Raw genomic sequence first — 20,836 nt, 5'->3', positions numbered from 1 at the left:
GACTGTATGCGTCTTTCAACGTCCATCGTCGTTCTGGCGTTCGCCGCCTCGCTGGCCGGCGGCGCCGTCGCCCAGACCGCGCCCGCCTTCGACGCCGCGCGCATTTCCGAGGACATCCGCGTCCTGTCGGACGACAGCTTCGAGGGGCGCGGCATCGCCACCCCGGCAGAGCAGAAGGTCATCGACTATCTGAGCCGCCAGTATGCGGCGGCGGGCTTCGCGCCCGGCGGCGAGAACGGCGGCTGGACCCAGGCGGTCGGCCTGAACCGCTTCACCGTCTCCAACGTCTCGGGTCAGCTGAAGCTGGGCGACTGGAGCCAGCCGCTGACGCAGGGCCAGGAAGTCACCATGACGACCCGCCTGCCTTCCGACGGCGTCGACCTGAAGGACAAGCCGCTGGTCTTCGTCGGCTACGGCATCAGCGCGCCCGAGCGTCAGTGGAACGACTTCAAGACCGACGTGCGCGGCAAGGTGATCGTCGTCCTGGTCAATGACGCCGACTTCGAAGACCCGTCGCTGAACACCTTCGGCGGCGAGGCCATGACCTACTACGGCCGCTGGACCTACAAGTTCGAGGAAGCCGCCCGTCAGGGCGCCGCCGGCGTGCTGATCGTCCACGAGACCAAGCCCGCCTCCTACGGCTGGACCACGGTCGCCAACTCCTGGGGCGTGCCGCAGTTCGATATCGTTCGCGCCGATCCGTCGGCCGAGCGCGTCGCCATGGAAGGCTGGATCCAGCGTGATCTGGCCGTCGATCTGTTCCGCCGCGCGGGTCTCGACTTCGAGCAGGAGAAGATCAAGGCGCGCAGCCGCGACTTCCAGCCCGTCGAACTGACCGGCGCGACCCTCGACGCCCGCATGGACGTGAAGTCCGAACGCATCGTCACCCACAACGTCGTGGCCAAGCTGGAAGGTTCGACCCACCCGGACGAGACCATCCTCTACACCGGCCACTGGGACCACATCGGCATGGGCGAGCCGGACGCCAACGGCGACCGCATCTTCAACGGCGCCATCGACAACGCCTCGGGCACGGCGGCCCTGCTGGAGATGGCGCGCCAATGGTCGGCCGGACCGCGGCCGGAGCGCACCATCGTCATGATCAGCTTCACCGGCGAGGAAAGCGGCCTGCTGGGTTCGGAATTCTACGCCGCCAACCCGCTGTACCCGGTGGAGAAGACCGTCGGCGGCTTCAACATCGACTCGGCCGCCGTCTTCGGCCGGATGAACAAGCTGGGCGTGACCGGCTACGGCCATTCGGAACTGGACGAGCCGGTGATCGCGGCGGCGGCGGCGCAGGGGCGCGGCTTCGTCGGCGATGCCGGTGCGGCGGCGGGCATCTACTTCCGCTCCGACCACTTCCCGCTCGCCAAGAAGGGCGTGCCGATGGCCTATCTGTCCTCGACCGGCGACTTCGTCGACGCCCCGATCGAGCCGCGTCTGGCGCGCGCCGCCGACTATCGCGCCAACCGCTATCACCAGGCGGCGGACGAATGGGAATCCGACTGGGACTATTCCGGCATGCTCCAGGACCTGGAGGTCATGTTCAAGGTCGGCCAGGATCTGGCCAACAGCCGCACCTGGCCGGAATGGAAGTCCGGCTCGGAGTTCGGCCCGGAACGCGCCAAGAGCGCCGCTCAGCGCCGCTGATCCGGCCCGTCGGTCGAACATGACGAAAATGTAAGGGGCGGCCTCGCAAGGGGCCGCCCTAAGACTATAGGGAACGGCCTCGTGGGGAAGGCCGAAGGAAACGCCATGCACCATCGCTTCATTCGCGGCGTCGCCGCCGCCGCGCTGATCCTCGTCGCGGGCGCCGCCTCGGCCCAGGACTTCTCGGCCCAGCGCCTGTCCGACGAGATCCGCGTCATCAGCGCCGACGACTTCCAGGGCCGCTATCCCGGCACGGAGGGCGAGAAGAAGACGCTGGACTGGCTGCAGGCCCAGTATGAAGCCATGGGGCTGGAGCCCGGCGGTCCGAACGGCCAGTGGCTGCAAGTCATCGACCTGAAGCGTCTGACGCCCCAGGGCGAGCCCGCCCTGACCTGGGCCGGAGCGGCCACGACGGGCCGCGCCCTGACCGCCGGAACCGACTTCACCCTGCGGGCGATGAACGATGCGGCCGTGGGGCGGGTGATCGACGCGCCCGTCGTTTTCGCAGGCTACGGCATCCATGCCCCCGAGCGGGGCTGGGACGACTACGGCGATCTGGACGTGACCGGCGCGGTCGTCCTGGTCGTGGCGGGCGAGCCCGACGGCGAACTGTTCAACGGCCCCTACGCCACCACCTACCAGTCCGCAGCCTATAAGGCCGACGAGGCCAGGCGGCGCGGCGCTGTGGCCGTTCTGACGATCGTCGACGGCGATGCCGGTTCGGCCGCCTGGCGGCGCGAGACCGCCGGCGCCGAACGCACGCGCACCCTGACGCCCGGCTCGGCCGAACTGACCCTCAGCGGCGCCGTCAACCGCGACGTCGCCACCGAAATGGGCGTGGACCTGGCGTCGCTGAAGCCCCGCCTCGAGACCGGCGATTTCCGCGCCTTCGCGCTGGAGACGCGGATCACCGCTTCGGCTCAGGAATCGGTCGAAATCCTGCGCACCCACAATCTGCTGGCGCGCATCACCGGGACCGAGCGCCCGAACGAGGTCGTCATCTATTCCGCCCACTGGGACCATGTCGGCGTCAATGAGAACACGGCGGGCGACGACAAGGTGTTCAACGGCGCCTGGGACAACGCCTCGGGCACGGTCGGCGTGGTCGAGATGGCGCGCCAGCTGAAGGCCGCCCCGACGCCGAAGCGCACCCTCGTCTTCGCCCATATGGCGGCCGAGGAGATGGGCCTGCTGGGCGCCTACGCCTATGTCGCCGATCCGGTCTATCCGCTGGAGACGACGGTGGCCGACATCAACATCGACATGCTGCCTCTCAGCGGTCCGACCCACGACGTGCCCATCTTCGGCAAGGGCCAGAACAGCCTCGAGGACGACCTGCAGGCCCTGGCTGAACAGGAAGGCCGCTACGTCTCCGACGACGGCCAGCCGGAACAGAATTTCTACTATCGCTCGGACCACTTCCCGTTCGCTCGCGCGGGCGTGCCCGCCCTGATGCCCTGGCACGGGGTGGATTGGGTCGAGGGCGGCCGCGAGGCGGGTCTGGCGGCCTGGAAAGCCAAGTTCGGCGCCGACTATCATCGTCCCAGCGACGAGTGGTCGGCCGACTGGGATCTGCGCTCGGCGGTCGAGAATCTGACCCTGCTCTATCGCCTGGGCCTGGACCTGGCCAACGGCGACGAATGGCCGACCTGGAAGCCGACCTCCGAATTCGGCCAGGTCCGCGACCGCAGCGCGGCGGCCCGGCGTTGACGCATCAAAAGGCAGGGCGGCAACGCCCTCGCCTGTCCGCACGTTGAGCCAGGGATGAAGCGCTCTTCGCCCCCCTTGCTTGTCGTGCTGGCGACCTTGCTGACGGCCTGCGACCCGCCGGGCCAGGTCAACCCGCCCACAGAGCCGGCCCAGCCCATACAGGGTCCGGGGACTTCGGCGCCTCCGCCACAGCGCCCGCCGGGGATGGAGCCGCTTATGCGCGGCGCCGGCGCGACCAGCTTCATCGGCCGTTGGGCGCCCACGGCCGAAACTTGCGCCCAGCCCGGCGATCAGGCCGCGCTTCGGATCACCACCACCGATCTGCACGGACGGGGACTGCGCTGCGTCATCGAATCCATCGACGAGCGCGGCCAGGGCTACGACGCCCTTCTCGACTGCGAGACGGGAAGCGGGCGCTCCTCCCGGCAAGTCCGGTTCGAGGCGACGAACGAGACGCTGCGGCTGATCCGCCTCGACAGACCCGACGAAGCGCCCCAGCGCCTGATCCGCTGCACCGCCCTCGCCCGCTGACGCGGACGCCGCCCATGAAAAAACCCGCCGGATCGCTCCGGCGGGTCGTTTCGTCTGCAAGGAGAGGACGCCTTAGTGGGCGACGCCCTTCCAGATGCGGCGATAGCTGGCGTAGGTCACGCCCGCGAAGGCCAGCAGGAAGATCAGCACGCCGAAGCCCATCTGCTTGCGCTCGACCATCTTCGGCTCGGACGTCCAGGCGATGAAGGCCGCGACGTCCTTGGACATCTGATCCACCGTCGCCTCGGTGCCGTCGTCATAGGTGACCTGGCCCGCGCTCAGCGGCGGCGGCATGGCGATGAAGCCGCCGGGCGGAACATGGCCCTTGCCCGTCCAGAACGGGGTCATGTCCCCGGCCATATAGGGGTTGTAGTGCTGGGTCTCGGTCATCTTCAGGCCCGCCGGCGGGGCCGAATAGCCCGACAGCAGCGAGTAGATGTAGTTGGCGCCGTCGTGACGAGCCTTGGCCATGACCGACAGGTCCGGCGGCATGGCGCCGCCGTTGGCCGCAGCGGCCGCCGTCGGGTTCGGATAGGGGTTGGGGAAGCGGTCGGCCGTGGTGGCGTCGCGCATCAGGGCCTCACCCGTCTCCGAGTCGATGTCGGCGACCTGGATCTCCTTGGCCAGAGCCTTCACGACAGGGTTGTCGTTCGGGTTCGGATACTTCGGATTCCAGAACGGGCCGTCCTTGTCGCCCAGGTTGCGGAAGTGCATCAGGTCCATGCCGTGGCAGGAGGCGCAGACCTCGCGATAGACCTTGTAGCCGCGTTGCAGCTGGCCCTGATCGAAGGTGCCGAACGGCCCGGCGAAGCTGAAGCCGCCGTCGCGCGGATGCTTGGCGCCCCCGGCGGCCATCGCCGGGGCCGCGATGGCGACTAGGCCGACAGCGGCCGTCACGGAGACGAGGATCTTGCGGAAGGACACGGTCTTTTTCTCGTTGCTCATCATCGCGCTCACGCCTTCTCGGCTGCGGTCGACGGGAGCACGGGCTCCGAGATCGTCGCCGGGATCGGCAGCGGCTTCTCACGCAGGCCGATGACCGGCATCAGCACCAGGAAGAAGACGAAGTAGTAGGCCGTCAGGAAACGCGTCAGCCACAGGTAGGAGTTCAGGTCGCCGTCGATCAGGGTGAAGGTCTTGAAGCTGCCGATCACCGGAGCGTCGGGCAGCTGCGCGCCGCACCAGCCCAGGCCGAAGCAGACGAACAGGAAGATGATGAAGAAGGTCTTCATCGTCGGGCGGTAGCGCATGGAGCGCACCTTGGACGTGTCCAGCCACGGCAGGACGAACAGCACCCCGATCGCCGCGAACATGGCCACCACGCCGCCGAACTTGTCGGGGATGGCGCGCAGGATCGCGTAGAAGGGCAGCATATACCACTCAGGCACGATGTGCGCCGGGGTCTGCAGCGGGTTGGCCGGAATGTAGTTGTCGGCGTGGCCCAGGGCGTTCGGGTTGTAGAAGACGAAGACCGCGAACAGGATCAGGAACAGGATGATCGCGAAGCCGTCCTTGACCGTGAAGTACGGGTGGAAGGGCAGCATGTCCTTCTTGGCGCGGTCCTTCGGGATCAGGATGCCGACCGGGTTGTTCTGACCGGCGGCGTGCAGAGCCCACAGGTGCAGCACCACGCAGCCGGCGATGACGAACGGCAGCAGGTAGTGCAGCGAGAAGAAGCGGTTCAGCGTCGCGTTGTCGATCGCCGGGCCGCCGCGCAGCCAGATCAGGATCGGCTCGCCGACGACCGGAATGGCGCCGATCAGGTTGGTGATCACCTCAGCGCCCCAGAAGGACATCTGGCCCCACGGCAGGACGTAGCCGAGGAAGGCGGTGGCGATCATCAGGAAGAAGATGACGCAGCCGACGATCCAGATCATCTCGCGCGGCGCCTTGTAGGAGCCGTAGTAGAGGCCCCGCAGCATGTGCAGATAGACGGCGATGAAGAACATCGACGCGCCGTTGGCGTGCACGTAGCGGATCAGCCAGCCGCCGTTCACGTCGCGCATGATGCGCTCGACCGAGGCGAAGGCCATGTCGACGTGCGGGGTGTAGTGCATGGCCAGGACGATGCCGGTGATGATCTGCGTCATCAGGCAGATCGCCAGGATGCCGCCGAAGGTCCACCAGTAGTTCAGGTTCTTCGGGGTCGGCAGGTTCGCATAGTCCATGCCGAAACGAATGATCGGCAGGCGGGTGTCCATCCACCGCTCGACAGCGGTTTTCGGGACGTAAGTGGATTCGTGATCGCTCATGGTTCCTCTGTCCGTCCTCAGCCGATCTTCACGCGGGTGTCGGACATGTATTCGTAGTTCGGCACGATCAGGTTCAGCGGCGCCGGACCCTTACGGATGCGGCCCGAGGCGTCGTAGTGCGAACCGTGGCAGGGGCAGAACCAGCCGCCGTAGTCGCCGGCGTTGAAGGTCGGCACGCAGCCCAGGTGGGTGCACGAACCGATGACGACGAGATATTTCTCGTGGCCGGCCTTGGTGCGCTCGGCGTCGGTCTGCGGCGGGCTGCCTACGGCGCCCTCGTCGATGACCTTGGTCAGCTCGGCCGGGGTGCGATAGCGCACGAAGACCGGCTTGCCCTGCCACTTGATGACGACCTGCTGACCTTCCTGAACCTTGGTCAGATCGAATTCGATCGACGCCAGGGCCAGGGTGTCGGCCGCCGGGTTCATCTGGTTGATCAAGGGCCACGCCACCATCACGCCGGCGCCGGCCGCAGCCGCGCCCGCCGCAATGTGGATGAAGTCGCGGCGAGTGGCGTCGCCACCCCCGTGTTGGCCGTCAGGCCCGTCAGCATTCACGACCGATTCGGCCACGCGTTTCACCTCTGCATCGCCGGCCGCCGCCCCGACATGGAGCGTCAACCGAATGGAACCCTATCATGCGACGGCAAATCCCTGCCCGTCCGGCCTCGGTTTCGTCCGTCCCAGACAAGTCGCGGAAGCGATTTGCGAAACAGTCGCAACAAAAGCCGCGACAAGGCCCCGCCCCGCGCGTATGAGGGCCTTAGAATGCGTCTCGCCCTTTTTCAACCTGACATCCCCCATAATGTCGGCGCCTGCATCCGTCTGAGCGCCTGTTTCGGCGTGGAATTGCACGTCATCGAGCCCACCAGCTTTAATTTCGACGACCGCGCGATGAAGCGGGCGGCCCTGGATTACGGGCCCTTGTCCCATATGACGCGCCATTCCGACTGGGACGCCTTTCAGCGCGAGCGGGCGCCGGGACGGCTGGTGCTGTTCACCACGCGCGCGGCCGAACCTCTGACGGATTTCGTCTTCCGGCCCGACGACGTCCTGTTGTTCGGCAAGGAGAGCGCCGGTTCGCCCGACTACGTCCATGCGGCGGCGGATGCGCGAATCTTCATTCCGATACGGCCGGAAACCCGGTCGCTGAACCTGTCGGTCAGCGCCGGGATCGGCCTGCACGAGGCGCTAAGGCAGCTGCACTCGCTGCCCACGCGGTAGTCCTTCTCCCCTTGTGGGAGAAGGTGGGCCCGAAGGGCTCGGATGAGGGGTGTCGTCGGCGGGCTGTCCAAATATGAGGGCTGAGAGCACGTGTATTCGCACCCCTCATCCGTCCGGCTCCGCCGTCCACCTTCTCCCGCAAGGGGAGAAGAATTCGACCTATTCCGGCGCGCCGTCGTCCGGCAGTTTGGCCAGGTTCGGGCGTTCGACCCCCTTCGAGGCGGCGACACGCTCGACGGCGCGCATGACGCGCAGCAGGTTCTCGCCCGAGATCTTGCGGATATCGGCTTCGCTCCACCCCCGGTTCATCAATTCGGCCAACAGGCGCGGATAGCCGTCCACGCCCTCCAGGCCGACCGGCAGGCTGTCCACCCCGTCATAGTCGCCGCCCAGGCCCACATGGTCGATGCCCGCCACGTCGCGGACGTGCTGAATGTGGGCGATGACGTCCTCGATCGTCGCCTTGGGCGCGGGATTGGCCGCAACCCAGGCGTCCACGCCGGCCTTGACCGCGGTCGGATCGCCGGGATTCAGCGCCGTCAGCCGCGTGGTTTCGGCCGCGCGGGCGGCGCCCCAGGCGCGCACCGGTTCGCTGATGAAGCCCGGCACGAAGGTCACCATGACGATGCCGCCGTTGGCCGCCATCTGGCGCAGCACGGCGTCGGGCACGTTGCGCGGATGGGCCGTCACGGCCCGCGCCGAGGAGTGGGAGAAGATCACCGGCGCCTCGGACACCCGGATGGCGTCGACCATGGTGTCCTCGGACACGTGGCTGAGGTCCACCATCATGCCCAGACGGTTCATCTCCTTGACCACCTCCTCGCCGAAGGCGTTCAGCCCGTTCCATTTGGGCGCGTCGGTGCCGCTGTCGGCCCAGGTCGTGCTCTTGGAGTGGGTCAGCGTCATGTAGCGCGCACCCGAATCATAGAATTCGCGCAGCAGACCCAGAGAGTCGTCGATGGAGTAACCGCCTTCCATGCCGATCAGGCTGGCGATCTTGCCCCCGCGGTGGATGCGGACCAGGTCGTCGGCGGTGGTGGCGAGTTCGAAGGTTTCGGGGTGGGCGGCGACGATGCGCTTGACCGTGTCGATCTGTTCGAAGGTGGCCTTGGCGGCGTCGACCGGCGCCATGCTGGCGGGAACGTAGACCGACCAGAACTGACCGCCCACGCCGCCTGCGCGCAGACGCGGAATATCGGTATGCAGGCGCGTCGAGGTCGATAGATTCGCGTTCAGATCAACGCCGTAAGGGTCGTTCCCGAAGCCCTGACGCAGCGCCCACGGCAGGTCGTTGTGGCCATCGACCAGAGGCGTGCGCTTGAGGATCTGCATCACCCGCGCCTCTTGCGGCTGAGTTTGAGCCACGGTCGGTCCGGCCAGGACGGCGACGGAGGCGGCGGCGAGCAGGCTCGCGCGCAGTTTGGCGTTCAGGGCGATGCGGATCATGGTTTCCCCTCCTGGATACTCGGCCCGCTCGGTCGCCCCACGGCGCCGCTTCCTACGGGCGCGGTACGCTGGCACAGCTAAGGCGCTGAGGGAACCATCCGTACACCGCCCCCGCAGGCCGCCCCTCCGCAGGCCGCCTTGTGATCTGGATCAAGGCCCCCTCGCCCGCGCTGCGGCATCAGGCTCGCATCCGCGCACCCCGCCGGACTGTTCAGAAAGGCCGCGTCATGGTTGAAGCCCTCATGATCCAAGCTGACCCCGCCCTGATGATTGAGCGCCGCGAGCGCGCCCGCGTCTGGTTCGAGACCCTGCGCGACAAGATCCACGCCGGTTTCGAGGCGCTGGAAGACGCCGCCCCCGCCGAACTGTTCGCCGGCGAGGCCGGCCGTTTCGTCCGCACGCCCTGGGACCGCAAGGAAGGCGGCGGCGGCGTCATGGGCATGATGAGCGGCCGCCTGTTCGAAAAGGTCGGCGTCCACTGCTCGACCGTCCACGGGACCTTCCCCGCCGACTACGCCAGGAACGTGCCGGGCGCCGAGGAAGACCCGCGCTTCTACGCCACCGGCATCAGCCTGATCTGCCATCCGGTCAGCCCGCGCGTGCCCGCCGTGCACATGAACACCCGCCTGATCTCGACGACGAAGACCTGGTTCGGCGGCGGCGGCGACCTGACGCCCGTGCTGGATGCGGACCGCCGCGACGACCACCCCGACACCGTCGACTTCCACGCCGCCATGCAGGGCGCCTGCGACGCCTTCGACCCGGCCTGGCACGCCAAATACAAGCAGTGGTGCGACGAGTATTTCTTCCTGCCCCACCGCAATGAACCGCGCGGCACCGGCGGCATCTTCTACGACCACCACGACAGCGGCGACTGGGAGCGGGACTTCGCCTTCACCCAGGCCGTCGGCGAGGCCTTCCTGAAGGTCTACTCGGACATCGTCGCCCGCCGCATGCAGGAGCCCTGGACCGACGCGGAGCGCGAGGAACAGCTGATCCGTCGCGGCCGCTATGTGGAGTTCAACCTGCTCTACGACCGCGGCACCATGTTCGGGCTGAAGACCGGCGGCAATGTCGAGTCGATCCTCAGCTCCATGCCGCCCGTGGTGAAGTGGCCCTAAACGCCGAGGTTCAGGCCGAAACCTGATCGTTCGCCCGGTCCAGGGCCTCCGCGACCGCCCTGGTCAGGCCCGCCACGCTCAGCGGCTTGGTCAGATGGCCGTCGGCGCCCGCGCGATGGCTGGCCTCGACATGCTCGCTCATGGCGTTGGCGGTCAGCATCAGAATCGGCGTCGGCTCCGCGCCGATGCGGCGCTCGTGGGCGCGCATCTCGGTCGTGGCGGTCAGTCCGTCCATGACCGGCATCTGCATGTCCATCAGCACCAGGTCGAAGCCCCCCTCGCGGAAGGCGGCCAGGGCCTGGGCCCCATCCTCAACCGTCGTCAAGTCGACTCCCAACGGTTCGAGCATGACTTCGACCACCTTGCGGTTGGCCGGATGATCATCGGCCAGAAGCACGCGCGGCGCGCCTGCACGTTCCATGGACGGCGGCGGCGCGGCCTGAACCGTCTCGTTCGGCGCCTCGTCTGTCGCCGTCGGCAGGGACAGGTCGAACCAGAAGCGCGCGCCCTCGCCCGGCGGAGAATCGCAGTCGAGCTCCCCGCCCATCAGCCGGACCAGATCGTCTGAAATCGCCAGCCCCAGCCCGCTGCCGCCGAAACGGCGGGTGATGGAGCCATCCTCCTGCTGGAAGCGATGAAAGATGCGCGACTTGAACTCGGCGTCAAAGCCGATGCCCGTGTCGAGGACCGTGAAGCGCACGCGGTCCCCCTCTGTCCGGGCGACCTTCAACGTCACGCTGCCTTCCTGGGTGAATTTCAGCGCGTTGCTGACGAGATTGGTCAGCACCTGGCGCAGACGCACGGCGTCGCCGAGCACCCGGCGCGGCAAGGCCGGATCATACTCCAGCCGCAGCTCCACCCCCTTGCCCATGGCCAGCGGCGCCCACAGTGCGGAGACGTCACGCGACGCCTCCTCCAGGTCGAAGGGCGCAGGCTCGATCGTCACCTTGCCCGACTCGATACGGGCGACGTCCAGAATGTCCGAGAGCAATCGCTCCAGGGTGACGCCGGACGACCGGATGATGTTCACCAGTTCCCGGTCCTGCTCGCGCAGATCGCGCCCGGCCAAGGCTTCGGCCATCGCCACCACGCCGTTGAGCGGCGTCCGGATCTCGTGGCTCATATTGGCCAGGAACTCGCTCTTTGCGCGGTTCGCGGCCTCGGCGTGGAGTTGGGCCTTCTTCAGCCGACGAGACTGCCGCCTCTGCCAGAACACCACCAGAAGGACCGACACGGCGAAGGCGAGGCTTATGCCCAGGATCCAATTCTGTCCCCGGATCACTGCGTGTTGCAGCTGGGTGTTGGCGCGGGCCGTCTCCAACTGACGTCGCCGCTCGGCCAACTGCTCCTGCATGTCGCCCGTCACCTGATGAATGCCCGCGCTGAATCGCAGAGACAGGTGCAGGTCGCGCTGACGCTGATATTCGCGCAGAACGTCAAAGGCTTCGGCCGCCCGGCCGGAAGCGAACAGAAGCTCGGCCTCAAGCAGGCGTTCGGTCGGATCGACTCCGCCGTTCGGAGCCAACTCCCGCAGACGTTCCAGGTCGCTGCGGGCGCCTGCCAGATCGCCCAGCCGCGCGCGCGCCACGCCCCTGGCCGGCAGGATGTCGAGCGCCAGGAAGGCCTTGCCGTCGATCAGCGCTTCGTGCGGGGCCAGGCAGTCCAGCACTCCGCGCGAATCCCGCCGCGCATCGGCGAGGAAGGCGCACAGGGCGGCGTCATAGGCGCTGAGGCTTTCCAGGTTCGCGCGCTGGCTGAGCCGATGATGGGCCGCATAGTAAAGTTCCGCGTTCGACAGGTCCCCCACCTGAAGCGCCATCCGCGTCAGATTATAGAGGCTGTCGAAGTCGGGACGCGGATAGTCGGGATTGGAATCGTCGATCTCGAAACGGCGGAAGGCCGCCGCCGCTCCGGCCACGTCGCTCAGCTTCATCAGGCCCATGCCGGTCATTTCCCAGACCCCCGCGCGCGCAGTGGCGGCATAGGGGTCATGCACCGGGATCTCGCTTTCGGCCGTGGTCAGCAGGCGCAGGCCTTCGCCGATGCGGTCCTGATCCATCAGGGCCAGGGCGCTCAAGCGGGCCGCATGAGCCATGACGAACCAGTCGCGGCTCGTCCGCGCCGTGTGCGCCATCTCCTTCTCGACCGCCAGATCACCCTGGTCGTAGCGGATGGTCAGGGCGTTCAGCCGCGCAATGGCCAGGTATCGTTGGTCGTTCTGGGCCCGCGCCTGGGCCTCCAGGCGATTGTTCCAGAGGGTCGCCTCTTCGAAGTCCCCCTGGTTCAGGACCGTCCACGCGACGTGATAGAGCCGGTTCAGCCCCTCGCGGTCGCGCCGCTTCATGGCCTCCAGGCCAAAGGCCTCCAGCGCCGCGAAATCCGTGCGGGCGGCCCTCTGCTCCACGGCGCGGGCCAGCTCCGCAGCCTGGCCGACGCCGGCCATGGCGGGGGCGGCCGTCGCCAGTACGGCGGCAGCGATCAAGGGCGCGCGGAGAAGGGGCACGAGACGTACGGGGGCCATCCCCCCGACTCTAGACCTGCGGAGGTTGCCTAAGGCTTAGCGCCGTTCGATGAAGCGCGCCTCGCCAGGACCCCGTTCAAGCCGAAACGCCGAGGTAGGCCCGAATCCAGTCGGCCAGCACAGCGCGGTCGTTCGGCTGGGCCAGGCTGGCGTGGGCCTGATCGACCAGGGCGTCGTCGATGCGTCCCCGCCGACCTTCGGTCAGACGGGCGGCGAAGGCCGGGTCGAACTCGGGATGGCACTGGAAGCTGATGGCGTCCTGCCCCCAGGCCAGGCCCGCATAGGGGGTGAACTCGCTGGCGATCAGCACGCGTGCGTCCGCAGGCGCGGCCACGACCTGATCCTGGTGCGATGCCGGAATGGCGATGGTCGACGCCGCCGGCGTCATCCAGGCTTCGTCGCTCAGCACGTCATAGCGGTGCAGGCCGACGCCCCAGCCCTTGTCGGACTTCTCGACCCGGCCGCCGAAGGCGTGGGCCAGAATCTGGTGGCCGAAGCACACGCCCACCAGCCGCGTCTTGCCCCGCGCGTCACGCAGCCAGGCGGACAGGGGCGCGATCCACGGCAGATCCTCGTAGACGCCCGCCGCCGACCCGGTGACGATCGTCCCGGCGAAGGCCGACGGGTCTTCCGGCAGTTCCCCCGCCTGAACGTCGAATCGATGGGTGGTTGCCCCCTCGCCCAGCATGGCCCGGAACTGGGCGGTGTAGTCGCCGAACGCCTCGGCCAGAGGGGCGGGCGGACGACCGGTTTCGAGGATGGCGATGGCGGTCATGAAATCCACTTGATCGACGAGGGAGGAAGGAAGCGTCAGCCCCTCGATTGCGGTAGAAGGAAGGCGAAAGCAATGAGACGAACCGCCCATGCCCTCTTCAGCCGACATCCAGGCCGATGCGCCGCCTGAAGACCCGATCGTCCTGATCAATGTCTTCAAGTGCAACGCGCCCCATCTGGACGAATTGATGGAGCATCTGGCCGCTCTTGTGCGCATTCAGACCGCCCTGCCCGGCTTCGTCTCCGCCACCCTGCATCGCGGACTGAACGGGCGAGTCGCCGCCAATCACGCCGTCTGGGCCAGCGCCGGCGCCTGGAAAGCCATGACGCGCCACCCTCAGGTCGTTGCGGCCATGGGGCCGATCCTGGCCATCGCCACCTTCGAGCCTCACCTCTACGAACCGGGCGAGGTCATCCAGGCCTAGCCCGCGCGCCAGACCTCGGCCCGACCGCCGGGATCGCCCAGCGCCTGAACCGTCCAGCCGCAGATTTCGGCCGCCGCCGCATCGGCGCCCGACGGCGCGTTGACGATCGTCATGGCGCAGCCGTTCATCTTCATCGGATTGTTCAGCGGACGCAGCCGCGCCTCGGCCACCAGCACCCGCGACAGCCCCGCCTGCTCCAGCCGACGGATGAAGCCGTCAAAGGTCTCCAGATCCTTCAGCGGCGTCCAGATCGCCACGCAGGCCGTCGGATCGGCGCCCAGAACCGCCGCCGCCGTCTCGGCCGAGCGGACATAGTCGTCGGGCCGCTCGAACGGCGGATCGATCAGCACCAGCGGCGCCTTCAGCCCCCGCGCGGCGCGCGCGGCCTCCTCATAGCCGTCGCCCGCCCGCCCCGTCGCATTGGGCCATGGCGCCAGCGCCTCCCGCAGCAAGGTCTCGACCGGCGGGTTGAGCTCGAAGCCGCGATAGGAATCCTCAGCCCTCAAGGCTCGCGCCGTCAGCATCGGCGAGCCGGGATAGAAGCGCGCGCCGCCCTGGGGGTTCAGCGCGGCGACCTCGGCGGCCAGGGCCTCGATCAGCGGCGGCCGCGCCTCGGCGGCCATCAACCGCGCCACTCCAGCCTCGGCCTCGCGCGAGCGGACCGCATCGCCCGACAGGTCATAGAGACCCGCCCCGGCATGGGTGTCCAGCACGCTCACAGGTCCGCGCTCCTGACGCTCCTTCAGCAGCCACAGCACAAGGGCGTGTTTGACCAGATCGGCGAAGTTTCCGGCGTGAAAGCTGTGACGATAATTCATGGCCGCTCGTCCCCCGCCCCCGTCATCAGGTCAAGTCGTATAAGAGGGGTCGACGCCCCGGCTTCAGGATACGCCATGCTGATCGACCACCCCATTCTTTCCGACGAGGACCGCACGCCCAGCGCCGCCATCGCCGAGACGGCCGAGGACGGCCTGATCCTGCGTGAACAGCACAGACGCGGCGGCACCGAGGTCGGGGTGCGCCGCGCCGAACAGCTGATGGCGCGCGCCCCGCTCAGCGACCGCGACATCAAGTCAATGTACAGCTATTTCGCCCGTCACGCGGTGGACAGGCACGGCCGCCATTGGGCCGACCCCATCAAGCCCTCGGCGGGCTATATCGCCTGGCGCCTGTGGGGTGGTGACGAGGCGCGCGACTGGATCAACAGCCTGCGCGCCCGCCTTCGCGAAGTCGGGATTTAGCGCTCGATCAGTCGGCCCAGTTCAGAACGACCTTGCCCGACTTGCCGGACTTCATCGCCTCAAAGCCCCCCTCGAAATCCTGATAGGGCATCTGGTGGGTGATCAGCGGCGACAGATCCAGACCCGCCTTCAGCAGGCCCAGCATCTTGCGCCAGGTGGTGAACATCTCGCGCCCATAGACGCCCTTGATGGTCAGGGCCTTCAGGATGATCGCGCCCCAGTCCGTCTCCATCGGCCGGGACGGAATGCCCAGCATGGCCATGCCGCCGCCCATGATCAGGGTGTCGACGCACTGTTTGAAGGCGATCGGCGAACCTGACATCTCCAGCGCCACGTCAAAGCCGACCTTCAGGCCCAGCTCGTGCATGACGTCGCGCAGGTCTTCCTTGGTGGTGTTCACGGCGCGGATGCCGGGCGCAACCTTCTGCGCAAGTTCCAGGCGGAAGTCGTTGATATCCGTGAGAACCACAGTGCGCGCGCCCGCATGACGCGCCACGGCGGCGGCCATCATGCCGATGGGGCCTGCCCCGGTGACGATGACGTCCTCACCCAACAGATCGAACTGCTGCGCCGTGTGCACGGCGTTGCCGAACGGGTCGAGGATCGAGCCGATCTCATACGGCACCTCGTCCGGCAGCTCGATGACGTTGAAGGCCGGGGCCACGACGTATTCGGCGAATGCGCCCTGACGGTTCACACCGATGCCGCGCGTGTCGGGGTCCAGATGGAAGTGGCCGGCGCGGGCCGCTTCGGAGTTCAGGTCGATGACGTGCCCCTCGGCCGAGACGCGCTGGCCGACCTTCAGGCGGCGATCCACGTCCTTGCCGATGGCGACGATCTCGCCCGCGAACTCATGCCCGGTGATCATCGGCACGGGCACGTTCTTCTGGGACCACTCGTCCCAGTTCCAGATGTGGATGTCAGTGCCGCAGACGGCGGTGCGATGCACCTTGATCAGCACGTCCTCATCACCCGCGACGGGAATGGGCGCGTCGATCAGCTCCAGCCCCTCGGCCGGCTTCGTCTTGGCCAGAGCCTTCATCATGTCCGCCATCAGCCTACTCCCTGAACTCTGTTGTCGCGCCCTTGCACAGGCGCAGTTTGAAGCCTGATTTCGGCGCTTCCTCGGCATCGCGCAAGACGCCGACGACAATGCCGAAGTCCGCCCCCATCGCCTTGGCCGAAGCCTCCGCATGGATCCAGCGGATTGTCAGCGGTCCCGGCAGAACCGCCAGCACCAGATCGAACAGGGCGTCGAGATTGCGCCCGAACCAGTCAGGCACGCCTCGATCCCCTCGATCTGCGCATAGAAGTCGTCACGGCTGCGGATACGGCGACCGTCCAGCACGACCTCCATGCCCGCCTCCGTCAGATAACACCCAGTTCCTTGCCCGCCTGGGTGAAGGCGGCCACGGCGGCGTCGATCTGCTCGAACGTATGCGCCGCCGACATCTGGGTGCGGATGCGGGCCTGGCCGCGCGGCACCACCGGGAATGAGAAGCCGATGACATAGACGCCCAGTTCCAGCAGGCGCGCCGCCATGTCCTGCGCCAGCTTGGCGTCGCCCAGCATGACCGGGATGATCGGGTGCTCGCCCGGAAGCAGGTCGAAGCCCGCCGCCGCCATGGCCGAACGGAAACGCGCCGCATTGGCGAACAGTTGAGCGCGCAGCTTGTCGCCTTCATCTCCCGCAGCGATACGGATGGCCTCCAGTGACGACCCGCAAACGGACGGCGCCAGAGCGTTCGAGAACAGATAGGGCCGCGCGCGCTGCTTCAGCAGCTCGACGACATTGCTGCGGGCGCAGATGAAGCCGCCCATCGCCCCGCCCAGCGCCTTGCCGAAGGTGCCGGTGACGAAGTCGACCTCGACCCCACAGTGCGCAAACGAGCCCTTGCCCTTGTCGCCCAGGAAGCCGGTCGCGTGGCAGTCGTCGACCATGATCAGGGCCTGATACTGGTCGGCCAGGGCGCGGATCTGATCGATCTTGCCGATGTAGCCGTCCATCGAGAAGGCGCCGTCCGTGGCGATGATGATGTTGCGGGCGCCGGCGGCGCGCGCCTCCTTCAGCTTGGCCTCCAGATCGGCCATGTCCGAGTTGGCGAAGCGATAGCGCTGGGCCTTGGACAGGCGCACGCCGTCGATGATCGAGGCGTGGTTCAGGCTGTCCGAGACGATGGCGTCCTCGGCCCCGAACAGCGGCTCGAAGATGCCGCCGTTGGCGTCGAAGGCGGCGGCGAACAGGATGGCGTCTTCAAAGCCGAGGTAGTCGGCGATCGCCCGCTCCAGCTCCTTGTGGATTTCCAGCGTGCCGCAGATGAAGCGCACCGAGGCCGTGCCCGCGCCCCATTTCTCCTGCGCCTTGATCCCGGCCTGGGTGACGCGCTCGTCGCCCGCCAGGCCCAGATAGTTGTTGGCGCAGAAGTTCAGCACGTCGCGGCCGTTGACGGAGATCACCGGCCCCTGGCGCGAGGCGATGACGCGCTCGGGCTTGGTCAGCCCCTGGGCGTCGATGTCGGCCAGTTCGGCGGAGACGCGGTCATAGAAGGCCTGGTTCGTATCTTGGGTCATGTTTGCTCCGCTACGCTGAATTCGAGCAGGTTTGAACCCCTAGTTTGCGGCGACCGAGGCAGGCTGAGCCGAACCATCGAGGACGGGCCGCAGGGGACTGACCTCAACCTGCCCGCCGCAGGGGGTGAAGGCCAGCGGCAGGGCGATCGCCGTCGTCGCGCCCGGCGCCGTCACGCGCACGGTCTTGGCCGAAGGACAGGTCGTCTCGCCCTTGTCCTCGTGCGGGATGACGGTCCAGGCCAGGTCGAACCAAGCGGCTTGCTGCGGACGAATTTCGACCGGCGTCGGGGCGCGGCCCTGGGCGAAATAATTGCCCGGCGCCTGCACGGCCCGAACGCTGGTCAGCAGCTTGCCCTCGTCGTCCAGCAGGCTGACGGACGGATAGCCGGTCACGGTGCAGGCGTCGGCGCCGGTGTTCCGCAGCGCCAGGGTGGTGAGGCGATGCCCCATGCCGGCGTCCCCGCCCTCGACCGCCAGGCGAAGGTTTTCGGCGGCGCAGGGCGCGCCCGACGGCGGCGGGGCCACGGCGGCGACCGGACGGCTGCAGCGCTCAACGATGACGCTGCCCGCCTGATCCCCCTGGCCTGCACGGCTCAACGTGCCGCTCTCCGTCTCGCCCCGGCTGGCCGTCCACCACTCCAGCCCCTGGCCTGCGTAACGGGCGCCGCTCGCGGAAACCACGCTGGTCAGGACATAGTCCTTGCCTTCGTAGGACAGGCGGGCGGTCTGGGCGTCGGGATAGGCCACGGCGATCGTTTTGCCGCTCTCACAGGCGTAGCCCACGGCGGCGGCGCTCTGAGCGACCGGCGCCTCGATCGGCGAAGTCGGTTCGGCTGGTTTCTGCTGAGAACAACCGGCGGCCAGCAGCCCGAACCCGGCGGTCACGGCGATGGCTTGGAACGTGGCGGATCTGGTCATGGCGGCCCCCTTGAAGCAGCGACCCTGCTGCAACGTCGCGGGCTTGTGAAGGCTCCCCCAGGACGAAATCGTCAAGGGAGCGGTTGCGTAATGATATACTATAACATATCAAGCCTCACATCATTGTAACGGGGATGCGTGACATGCGATTTCGGACCTTCCTGCTGACCGCCGCGGGGGCGGCGGCGCTGACCAGCCTGGGCGCCGCTGCGCCCGCTTTCGCTGAGGACGCCGTGCAGCGTCAGTCACAGGGCGACCCGCACGATCACGCCGCCCGCGACGCCGGCGCCTATGAGGTGGACGAGGTCGTGGTGCGCGCCCTGCCCCTGGGCCGCGCAGGCGACGACGTCGGTTCGCACGTCGCCCTGCTGAGCGGCGATGATCTGGTCCATCGGCGCCAATCGACCCTGGGCGACACCCTGAACAGCATTCCCGGCGTCAACTCCGACACCTTCGGCGGCGGCGCCAGCCGCCCGGTGGTGCGCGGCCAGACCTCGCCCCGCGTCAAGGTGCTGAGCGAGGGCGCGGGCCTGATGGACGCGTCCGAAGTCTCGCCCGACCACGCCGTGTCCGGCGAACCCCTGCTGCTGGAAGGGGTCGAGATCCTGCGCGGCCCTGCGGCCCTGCTCTACGGCGGCGGGGCCATCGGCGGCGCGGTCAACCTGCTGGACAAGAAGATCCCGACCCGCGTCCCGGCGAACGGCGGCGAGGGCGTGGCCGAATACCGTCGCGGCTCAGTCGACAACGAGGAAGCCGGCGTGGTCGGCATGACGGTGGGCGCCGGCAACTTCGCCGTCCGCGTCGAGGCGGCGGCGCGCAAGTCGGACGACTACAAGGTTCCCGGCTGGGACGAACCGCGCCTGGACGGCTCCTACAACGAGACCTCGACGGCGACGCTGGGCGCCTCCTGGATCGGGTCGCGCGGCTATCTGGGCGCGGCCTATACGGAACAGACCAGCCGCTATGGTCTGGCCGGTCACAGCCATGAATATGAAGGCTGCCACCCGCACGGCGACCACCTGCACTGCGGCGGCGGCCACGATCACGGCCACGATGACGATCATGGCCACGGCGACGATGATCACGGGCACGAGCATGAAGGCGATCACGACCACGCCGCCCCCGAGGTCCGCCTGAAGAGCCGCCGCGTCGACCTGCGCGGCGAACTGCGCGACCCGCTGCCGGGCATCGAGAACGTGCGCCTGCGCGCCGGCTACACCGACTATGAGCACAGCGAGCTCGAGGAAGGCGTCGTCTCGACCACCTTCACCAACAAGGGCTACGACGGCCGCATCGAGGCCCAGCACCGCGAGATCGCCGGCTTCAAGGGCGTGGTCGGCCTGCAACTGAGCAAGAGCGATTTCGCCGCCGTCGGCGAAGAGAGCTTCCTGGCGCCCAGCACGACCAAGAACACCGGCCTGTTCGTGATGGAGGAATACGAGATCGGCCTGTGGCACCTGGAAGGCGCCCTGCGTCAGGAATGGCAGGAGGCCTCGGCCATCGGCCTGCCCGACGTCGAACACAAGCCCTTCTCCATCTCCGGTTCGGCGGTGTGGCACTTCACCCCCGGCTGGTCGGGCGCCGTGTCGCTGTCGCGTTCGCAGCGCGCGCCCTCCGCCCAGGAGCTGTACGCCGACGGCGTCCACCTGGCGACCAACACCTATGAGATCGGCGACGCTGCGCTGGACGTCGAGACGGCCAACTCGATCGAGCTGACCCTGCGCAAGACCGAAGGCCCCCTGACCGGCTCGGTCAGCGCCTACCACTACGTCTATGACGACTACATCTTCGCCCGGACGCTGGATCAGTACGAGGACTTCCGCCTGATCCGCTACAGCCAGGCCGACGCGACCTTCACCGGCATCGAGGGCGAGCTGACGCAACAGTTCACCCCGTGGCTGTCAGGCACGGTCTTCGGCGACTACGTCCAGGGCGAGTTGAAGGGCGACGGCGGCAACCTGCCCCGCATCCCTGCGGCGCGGGCGGGCGTGCGCCTGGCCGCCTTCCAGGGACCGTGGTCGGGCGACGTCGAATACAGCCGCACCTTCAAGCAGACTGACATCGCCGCCTTCGAAACGGAGACGCCGGGCTACGACATGGTCAACGCCACCGTGGCCTATGACGTCGATCTGGGGCCGGTGCGCTCGCAGATCTTCCTGCGCGGGACCAATCTGCTGGATGAGACGGCGTTCAACCACGCCTCCTTCCTGGCCGAGACGGCGCCCCTGCGCGGGCGCAACCTGACGGTGGGCGTGCGCGCCCGCTTCTAGGTTTCTTCGCCGCTGCAAAAAACGAGGGACGGGATCCGACGGATTCCGTCCCTTCGTGCGTTGGAGTCTTGTCGGTTCGGACAGGACTAAGCCCCTTATTACAGGAGTTTAATCCTGCAGAGCGAAGGCGCCCCTTTTCGGCGCACATCGTTCTTTACTCGAAGCGATGCGATCGACGAGACA

At 67.7% G+C, this 20,836-nt stretch carries 19 protein-coding genes; 8 read left to right on the top strand and 11 right to left on the bottom strand.

Annotated elements, in window-relative coordinates:
• The first annotated feature begins 6 nt into the window (after positions 1 to 6).
• From V8J38_RS06425 to V8J38_RS06415, 3 genes are all read left to right on the top strand, one after another.
• Entirely contained in the window at positions 7 to 1,650 is a 1,644-nt protein-coding gene (locus V8J38_RS06425) for a M28 family metallopeptidase (protein ID WP_291776272.1), read from the top strand.
• 105 nt (positions 1,651 to 1,755) lie between these two features.
• Complete coding sequence (locus V8J38_RS06420; protein WP_338578362.1) at positions 1,756 to 3,360, top strand: M28 family peptidase; 1,605 nt, start codon at positions 1,756 to 1,758, stop codon at positions 3,358 to 3,360.
• 54 nt (positions 3,361 to 3,414) lie between these two features.
• A complete protein-coding gene (locus V8J38_RS06415; RefSeq protein WP_338578361.1) occupies positions 3,415 to 3,891 on the top strand; it encodes a hypothetical protein in 477 nt (158 codons plus the stop codon).
• Positions 3,892 to 3,963: 72 nt separating this feature from the next.
• Here the strand turns inward: V8J38_RS06415 and V8J38_RS06410 are convergent, their stop codons facing one another.
• The 3 genes from V8J38_RS06410 to petA are packed head-to-tail and all read right to left on the bottom strand — an operon-like array spanning position 3,964 to position 6,715.
• A complete protein-coding gene (locus V8J38_RS06410; RefSeq protein WP_338578360.1) occupies positions 3,964 to 4,839 on the bottom strand; it encodes a cytochrome c1 in 876 nt (291 codons plus the stop codon).
• A gap of 5 nt (positions 4,840 to 4,844) precedes the next feature.
• Positions 4,845 to 6,143, bottom strand: a complete 1,299-nt coding sequence (locus V8J38_RS06405) for a cytochrome b (protein ID WP_291776280.1) — start codon at positions 6,141 to 6,143, stop codon at positions 4,845 to 4,847.
• Positions 6,144 to 6,160: 17 nt separating this feature from the next.
• The gene (gene petA, locus V8J38_RS06400) at positions 6,161 to 6,715 is read right to left on the bottom strand and encodes a ubiquinol-cytochrome c reductase iron-sulfur subunit (RefSeq protein WP_291776282.1); all 555 of its coding nucleotides are present in this window, start codon (positions 6,713 to 6,715) and stop codon (positions 6,161 to 6,163) included.
• A gap of 195 nt (positions 6,716 to 6,910) precedes the next feature.
• On the opposite strand from petA, the gene V8J38_RS06395 reads away from it, so the two are divergent.
• Entirely contained in the window at positions 6,911 to 7,366 is a 456-nt protein-coding gene (locus tag V8J38_RS06395) for a tRNA (cytidine(34)-2'-O)-methyltransferase (protein WP_338578359.1), read from the top strand.
• Positions 7,367 to 7,525: 159 nt separating this feature from the next.
• Here the strand turns inward: V8J38_RS06395 and V8J38_RS06390 are convergent, their stop codons facing one another.
• Positions 7,526 to 8,812: a dipeptidase gene (locus V8J38_RS06390; protein ID WP_338578358.1), complete on the bottom strand. Its 1,287-nt coding sequence runs from the start codon at positions 8,810 to 8,812 to the stop codon at positions 7,526 to 7,528.
• Positions 8,813 to 9,078: 266 nt separating this feature from the next.
• On the opposite strand from V8J38_RS06390, the gene hemF reads away from it, so the two are divergent.
• Entirely contained in the window at positions 9,079 to 9,933 is an 855-nt protein-coding gene (gene hemF / locus V8J38_RS06385; protein ID WP_422388333.1) for an oxygen-dependent coproporphyrinogen oxidase, read from the top strand.
• Between the two features lie 10 nt (positions 9,934 to 9,943).
• On the opposite strand, the gene V8J38_RS06380 is transcribed toward hemF, so the two are convergent.
• Complete coding sequence (locus V8J38_RS06380; RefSeq protein ID WP_338578356.1) at positions 9,944 to 12,415, bottom strand: hybrid sensor histidine kinase/response regulator; 2,472 nt, start codon at positions 12,413 to 12,415, stop codon at positions 9,944 to 9,946.
• A gap of 115 nt (positions 12,416 to 12,530) precedes the next feature.
• Positions 12,531 to 13,229 carry a glutamine amidotransferase-related protein gene (locus tag V8J38_RS06375; RefSeq protein WP_291776294.1) on the bottom strand — a complete coding sequence of 233 codons (699 nt, stop codon included), beginning with the start codon at positions 13,227 to 13,229 and terminating at the stop codon, positions 12,531 to 12,533.
• 88 nt (positions 13,230 to 13,317) lie between these two features.
• Here V8J38_RS06375 and V8J38_RS06370 point away from each other — a divergent pair, with 88 nt between their 5' ends.
• Positions 13,318 to 13,653, top strand: a complete 336-nt coding sequence (locus V8J38_RS06370) for an antibiotic biosynthesis monooxygenase family protein (RefSeq protein ID WP_291776296.1) — start codon at positions 13,318 to 13,320, stop codon at positions 13,651 to 13,653.
• Here V8J38_RS06370 and rlmJ read toward each other — a convergent pair.
• Positions 13,650 to 14,471: a 23S rRNA (adenine(2030)-N(6))-methyltransferase RlmJ gene (gene rlmJ / locus V8J38_RS06365; RefSeq protein WP_338578355.1), complete on the bottom strand. Its 822-nt coding sequence runs from the start codon at positions 14,469 to 14,471 to the stop codon at positions 13,650 to 13,652. The genes V8J38_RS06370 and rlmJ overlap by 4 nt on opposite strands.
• 75 nt (positions 14,472 to 14,546) lie before the next feature.
• On the opposite strand from rlmJ, the gene V8J38_RS06360 reads away from it, so the two are divergent.
• Positions 14,547 to 14,894, top strand: a complete 348-nt coding sequence (locus V8J38_RS06360; RefSeq protein WP_338578354.1) for a hypothetical protein — start codon at positions 14,547 to 14,549, stop codon at positions 14,892 to 14,894.
• Positions 14,895 to 14,901: 7 nt separating this feature from the next.
• On the opposite strand, the gene tdh is transcribed toward V8J38_RS06360, so the two are convergent.
• The 4 genes from tdh to V8J38_RS06340 form a co-directional block, all read right to left on the bottom strand.
• Entirely contained in the window at positions 14,902 to 15,936 is a 1,035-nt protein-coding gene (tdh, locus tag V8J38_RS06355) for an L-threonine 3-dehydrogenase (protein WP_422388332.1), read from the bottom strand.
• A gap of 16 nt (positions 15,937 to 15,952) precedes the next feature.
• Complete coding sequence (locus V8J38_RS06350; protein WP_338578352.1) at positions 15,953 to 16,177, bottom strand: barstar family protein; 225 nt, start codon at positions 16,175 to 16,177, stop codon at positions 15,953 to 15,955.
• A gap of 85 nt (positions 16,178 to 16,262) precedes the next feature.
• Complete coding sequence (locus V8J38_RS06345) at positions 16,263 to 17,465, bottom strand: glycine C-acetyltransferase (RefSeq protein ID WP_338578351.1); 1,203 nt, start codon at positions 17,463 to 17,465, stop codon at positions 16,263 to 16,265.
• A 39-nt stretch (positions 17,466 to 17,504) separates the two neighbouring features.
• Positions 17,505 to 18,383 (bottom strand): DUF4232 domain-containing protein, encoded by an 879-nt coding sequence (locus V8J38_RS06340; protein ID WP_338578350.1) that lies wholly within the window; start codon positions 18,381 to 18,383, stop codon positions 17,505 to 17,507.
• Between the two features lie 143 nt (positions 18,384 to 18,526).
• Here V8J38_RS06340 and V8J38_RS06335 point away from each other — a divergent pair, with 143 nt between their 5' ends.
• Positions 18,527 to 20,653, top strand: coding sequence for a TonB-dependent receptor domain-containing protein (locus tag V8J38_RS06335; RefSeq protein WP_338578349.1), 2,127 nt, complete (start codon positions 18,527 to 18,529; stop codon positions 20,651 to 20,653).
• Positions 20,654 to 20,836 lie beyond the last annotated feature (183 nt).

Origin of the sequence: Brevundimonas olei, assembly GCF_037055245.1 — a bacterium.
Lineage (GTDB): Bacteria > Pseudomonadota > Alphaproteobacteria > Caulobacterales > Caulobacteraceae > Brevundimonas > Brevundimonas olei.
The sequence above is the reverse complement of the archived record's forward strand: the minus strand, read 5'-3'. Positions and strand labels throughout refer to the sequence as shown.

Excerpts from the sequence above, each read along its gene's own strand:
- V8J38_RS06375 (WP_291776294.1), bottom strand. The coding sequence starts at position 13,229 with ATGACCGCCATCGCCATCCTCGAAACCGGTCGTCCGCCCGCCCCTCTG.
- V8J38_RS06370 (WP_291776296.1), top strand. The coding sequence starts at position 13,318 with ATGCCCTCTTCAGCCGACATCCAGGCCGATGCGCCGCCTGAAGACCCG.
- V8J38_RS06415 (WP_338578361.1), top strand. The coding sequence starts at position 3,415 with ATGAAGCGCTCTTCGCCCCCCTTGCTTGTCGTGCTGGCGACCTTGCTG.
- V8J38_RS06410 (WP_338578360.1), bottom strand. The coding sequence starts at position 4,839 with ATGATGAGCAACGAGAAAAAGACCGTGTCCTTCCGCAAGATCCTCGTC.
- V8J38_RS06345 (WP_338578351.1), bottom strand. The coding sequence starts at position 17,465 with ATGACCCAAGATACGAACCAGGCCTTCTATGACCGCGTCTCCGCCGAA.
- V8J38_RS06390 (WP_338578358.1), bottom strand. The coding sequence starts at position 8,812 with ATGATCCGCATCGCCCTGAACGCCAAACTGCGCGCGAGCCTGCTCGCC.
- V8J38_RS06335 (WP_338578349.1), top strand. The coding sequence starts at position 18,527 with ATGCGATTTCGGACCTTCCTGCTGACCGCCGCGGGGGCGGCGGCGCTG.
- hemF (WP_422388333.1), top strand. The coding sequence starts at position 9,079 with ATGATTGAGCGCCGCGAGCGCGCCCGCGTCTGGTTCGAGACCCTGCGC.
- V8J38_RS06405 (WP_291776280.1), bottom strand. The coding sequence starts at position 6,143 with ATGAGCGATCACGAATCCACTTACGTCCCGAAAACCGCTGTCGAGCGG.
- rlmJ (WP_338578355.1), bottom strand. The coding sequence starts at position 14,471 with ATGAATTATCGTCACAGCTTTCACGCCGGAAACTTCGCCGATCTGGTC.
- V8J38_RS06340 (WP_338578350.1), bottom strand. The coding sequence starts at position 18,383 with ATGACCAGATCCGCCACGTTCCAAGCCATCGCCGTGACCGCCGGGTTC.
- V8J38_RS06425 (WP_291776272.1), top strand. The coding sequence starts at position 7 with ATGCGTCTTTCAACGTCCATCGTCGTTCTGGCGTTCGCCGCCTCGCTG.
- V8J38_RS06360 (WP_338578354.1), top strand. The coding sequence starts at position 14,547 with ATGCTGATCGACCACCCCATTCTTTCCGACGAGGACCGCACGCCCAGC.
- V8J38_RS06420 (WP_338578362.1), top strand. The coding sequence starts at position 1,756 with ATGCACCATCGCTTCATTCGCGGCGTCGCCGCCGCCGCGCTGATCCTC.
- V8J38_RS06395 (WP_338578359.1), top strand. The coding sequence starts at position 6,911 with ATGCGTCTCGCCCTTTTTCAACCTGACATCCCCCATAATGTCGGCGCC.
- tdh (WP_422388332.1), bottom strand. The coding sequence starts at position 15,936 with ATGAAGGCTCTGGCCAAGACGAAGCCGGCCGAGGGGCTGGAGCTGATC.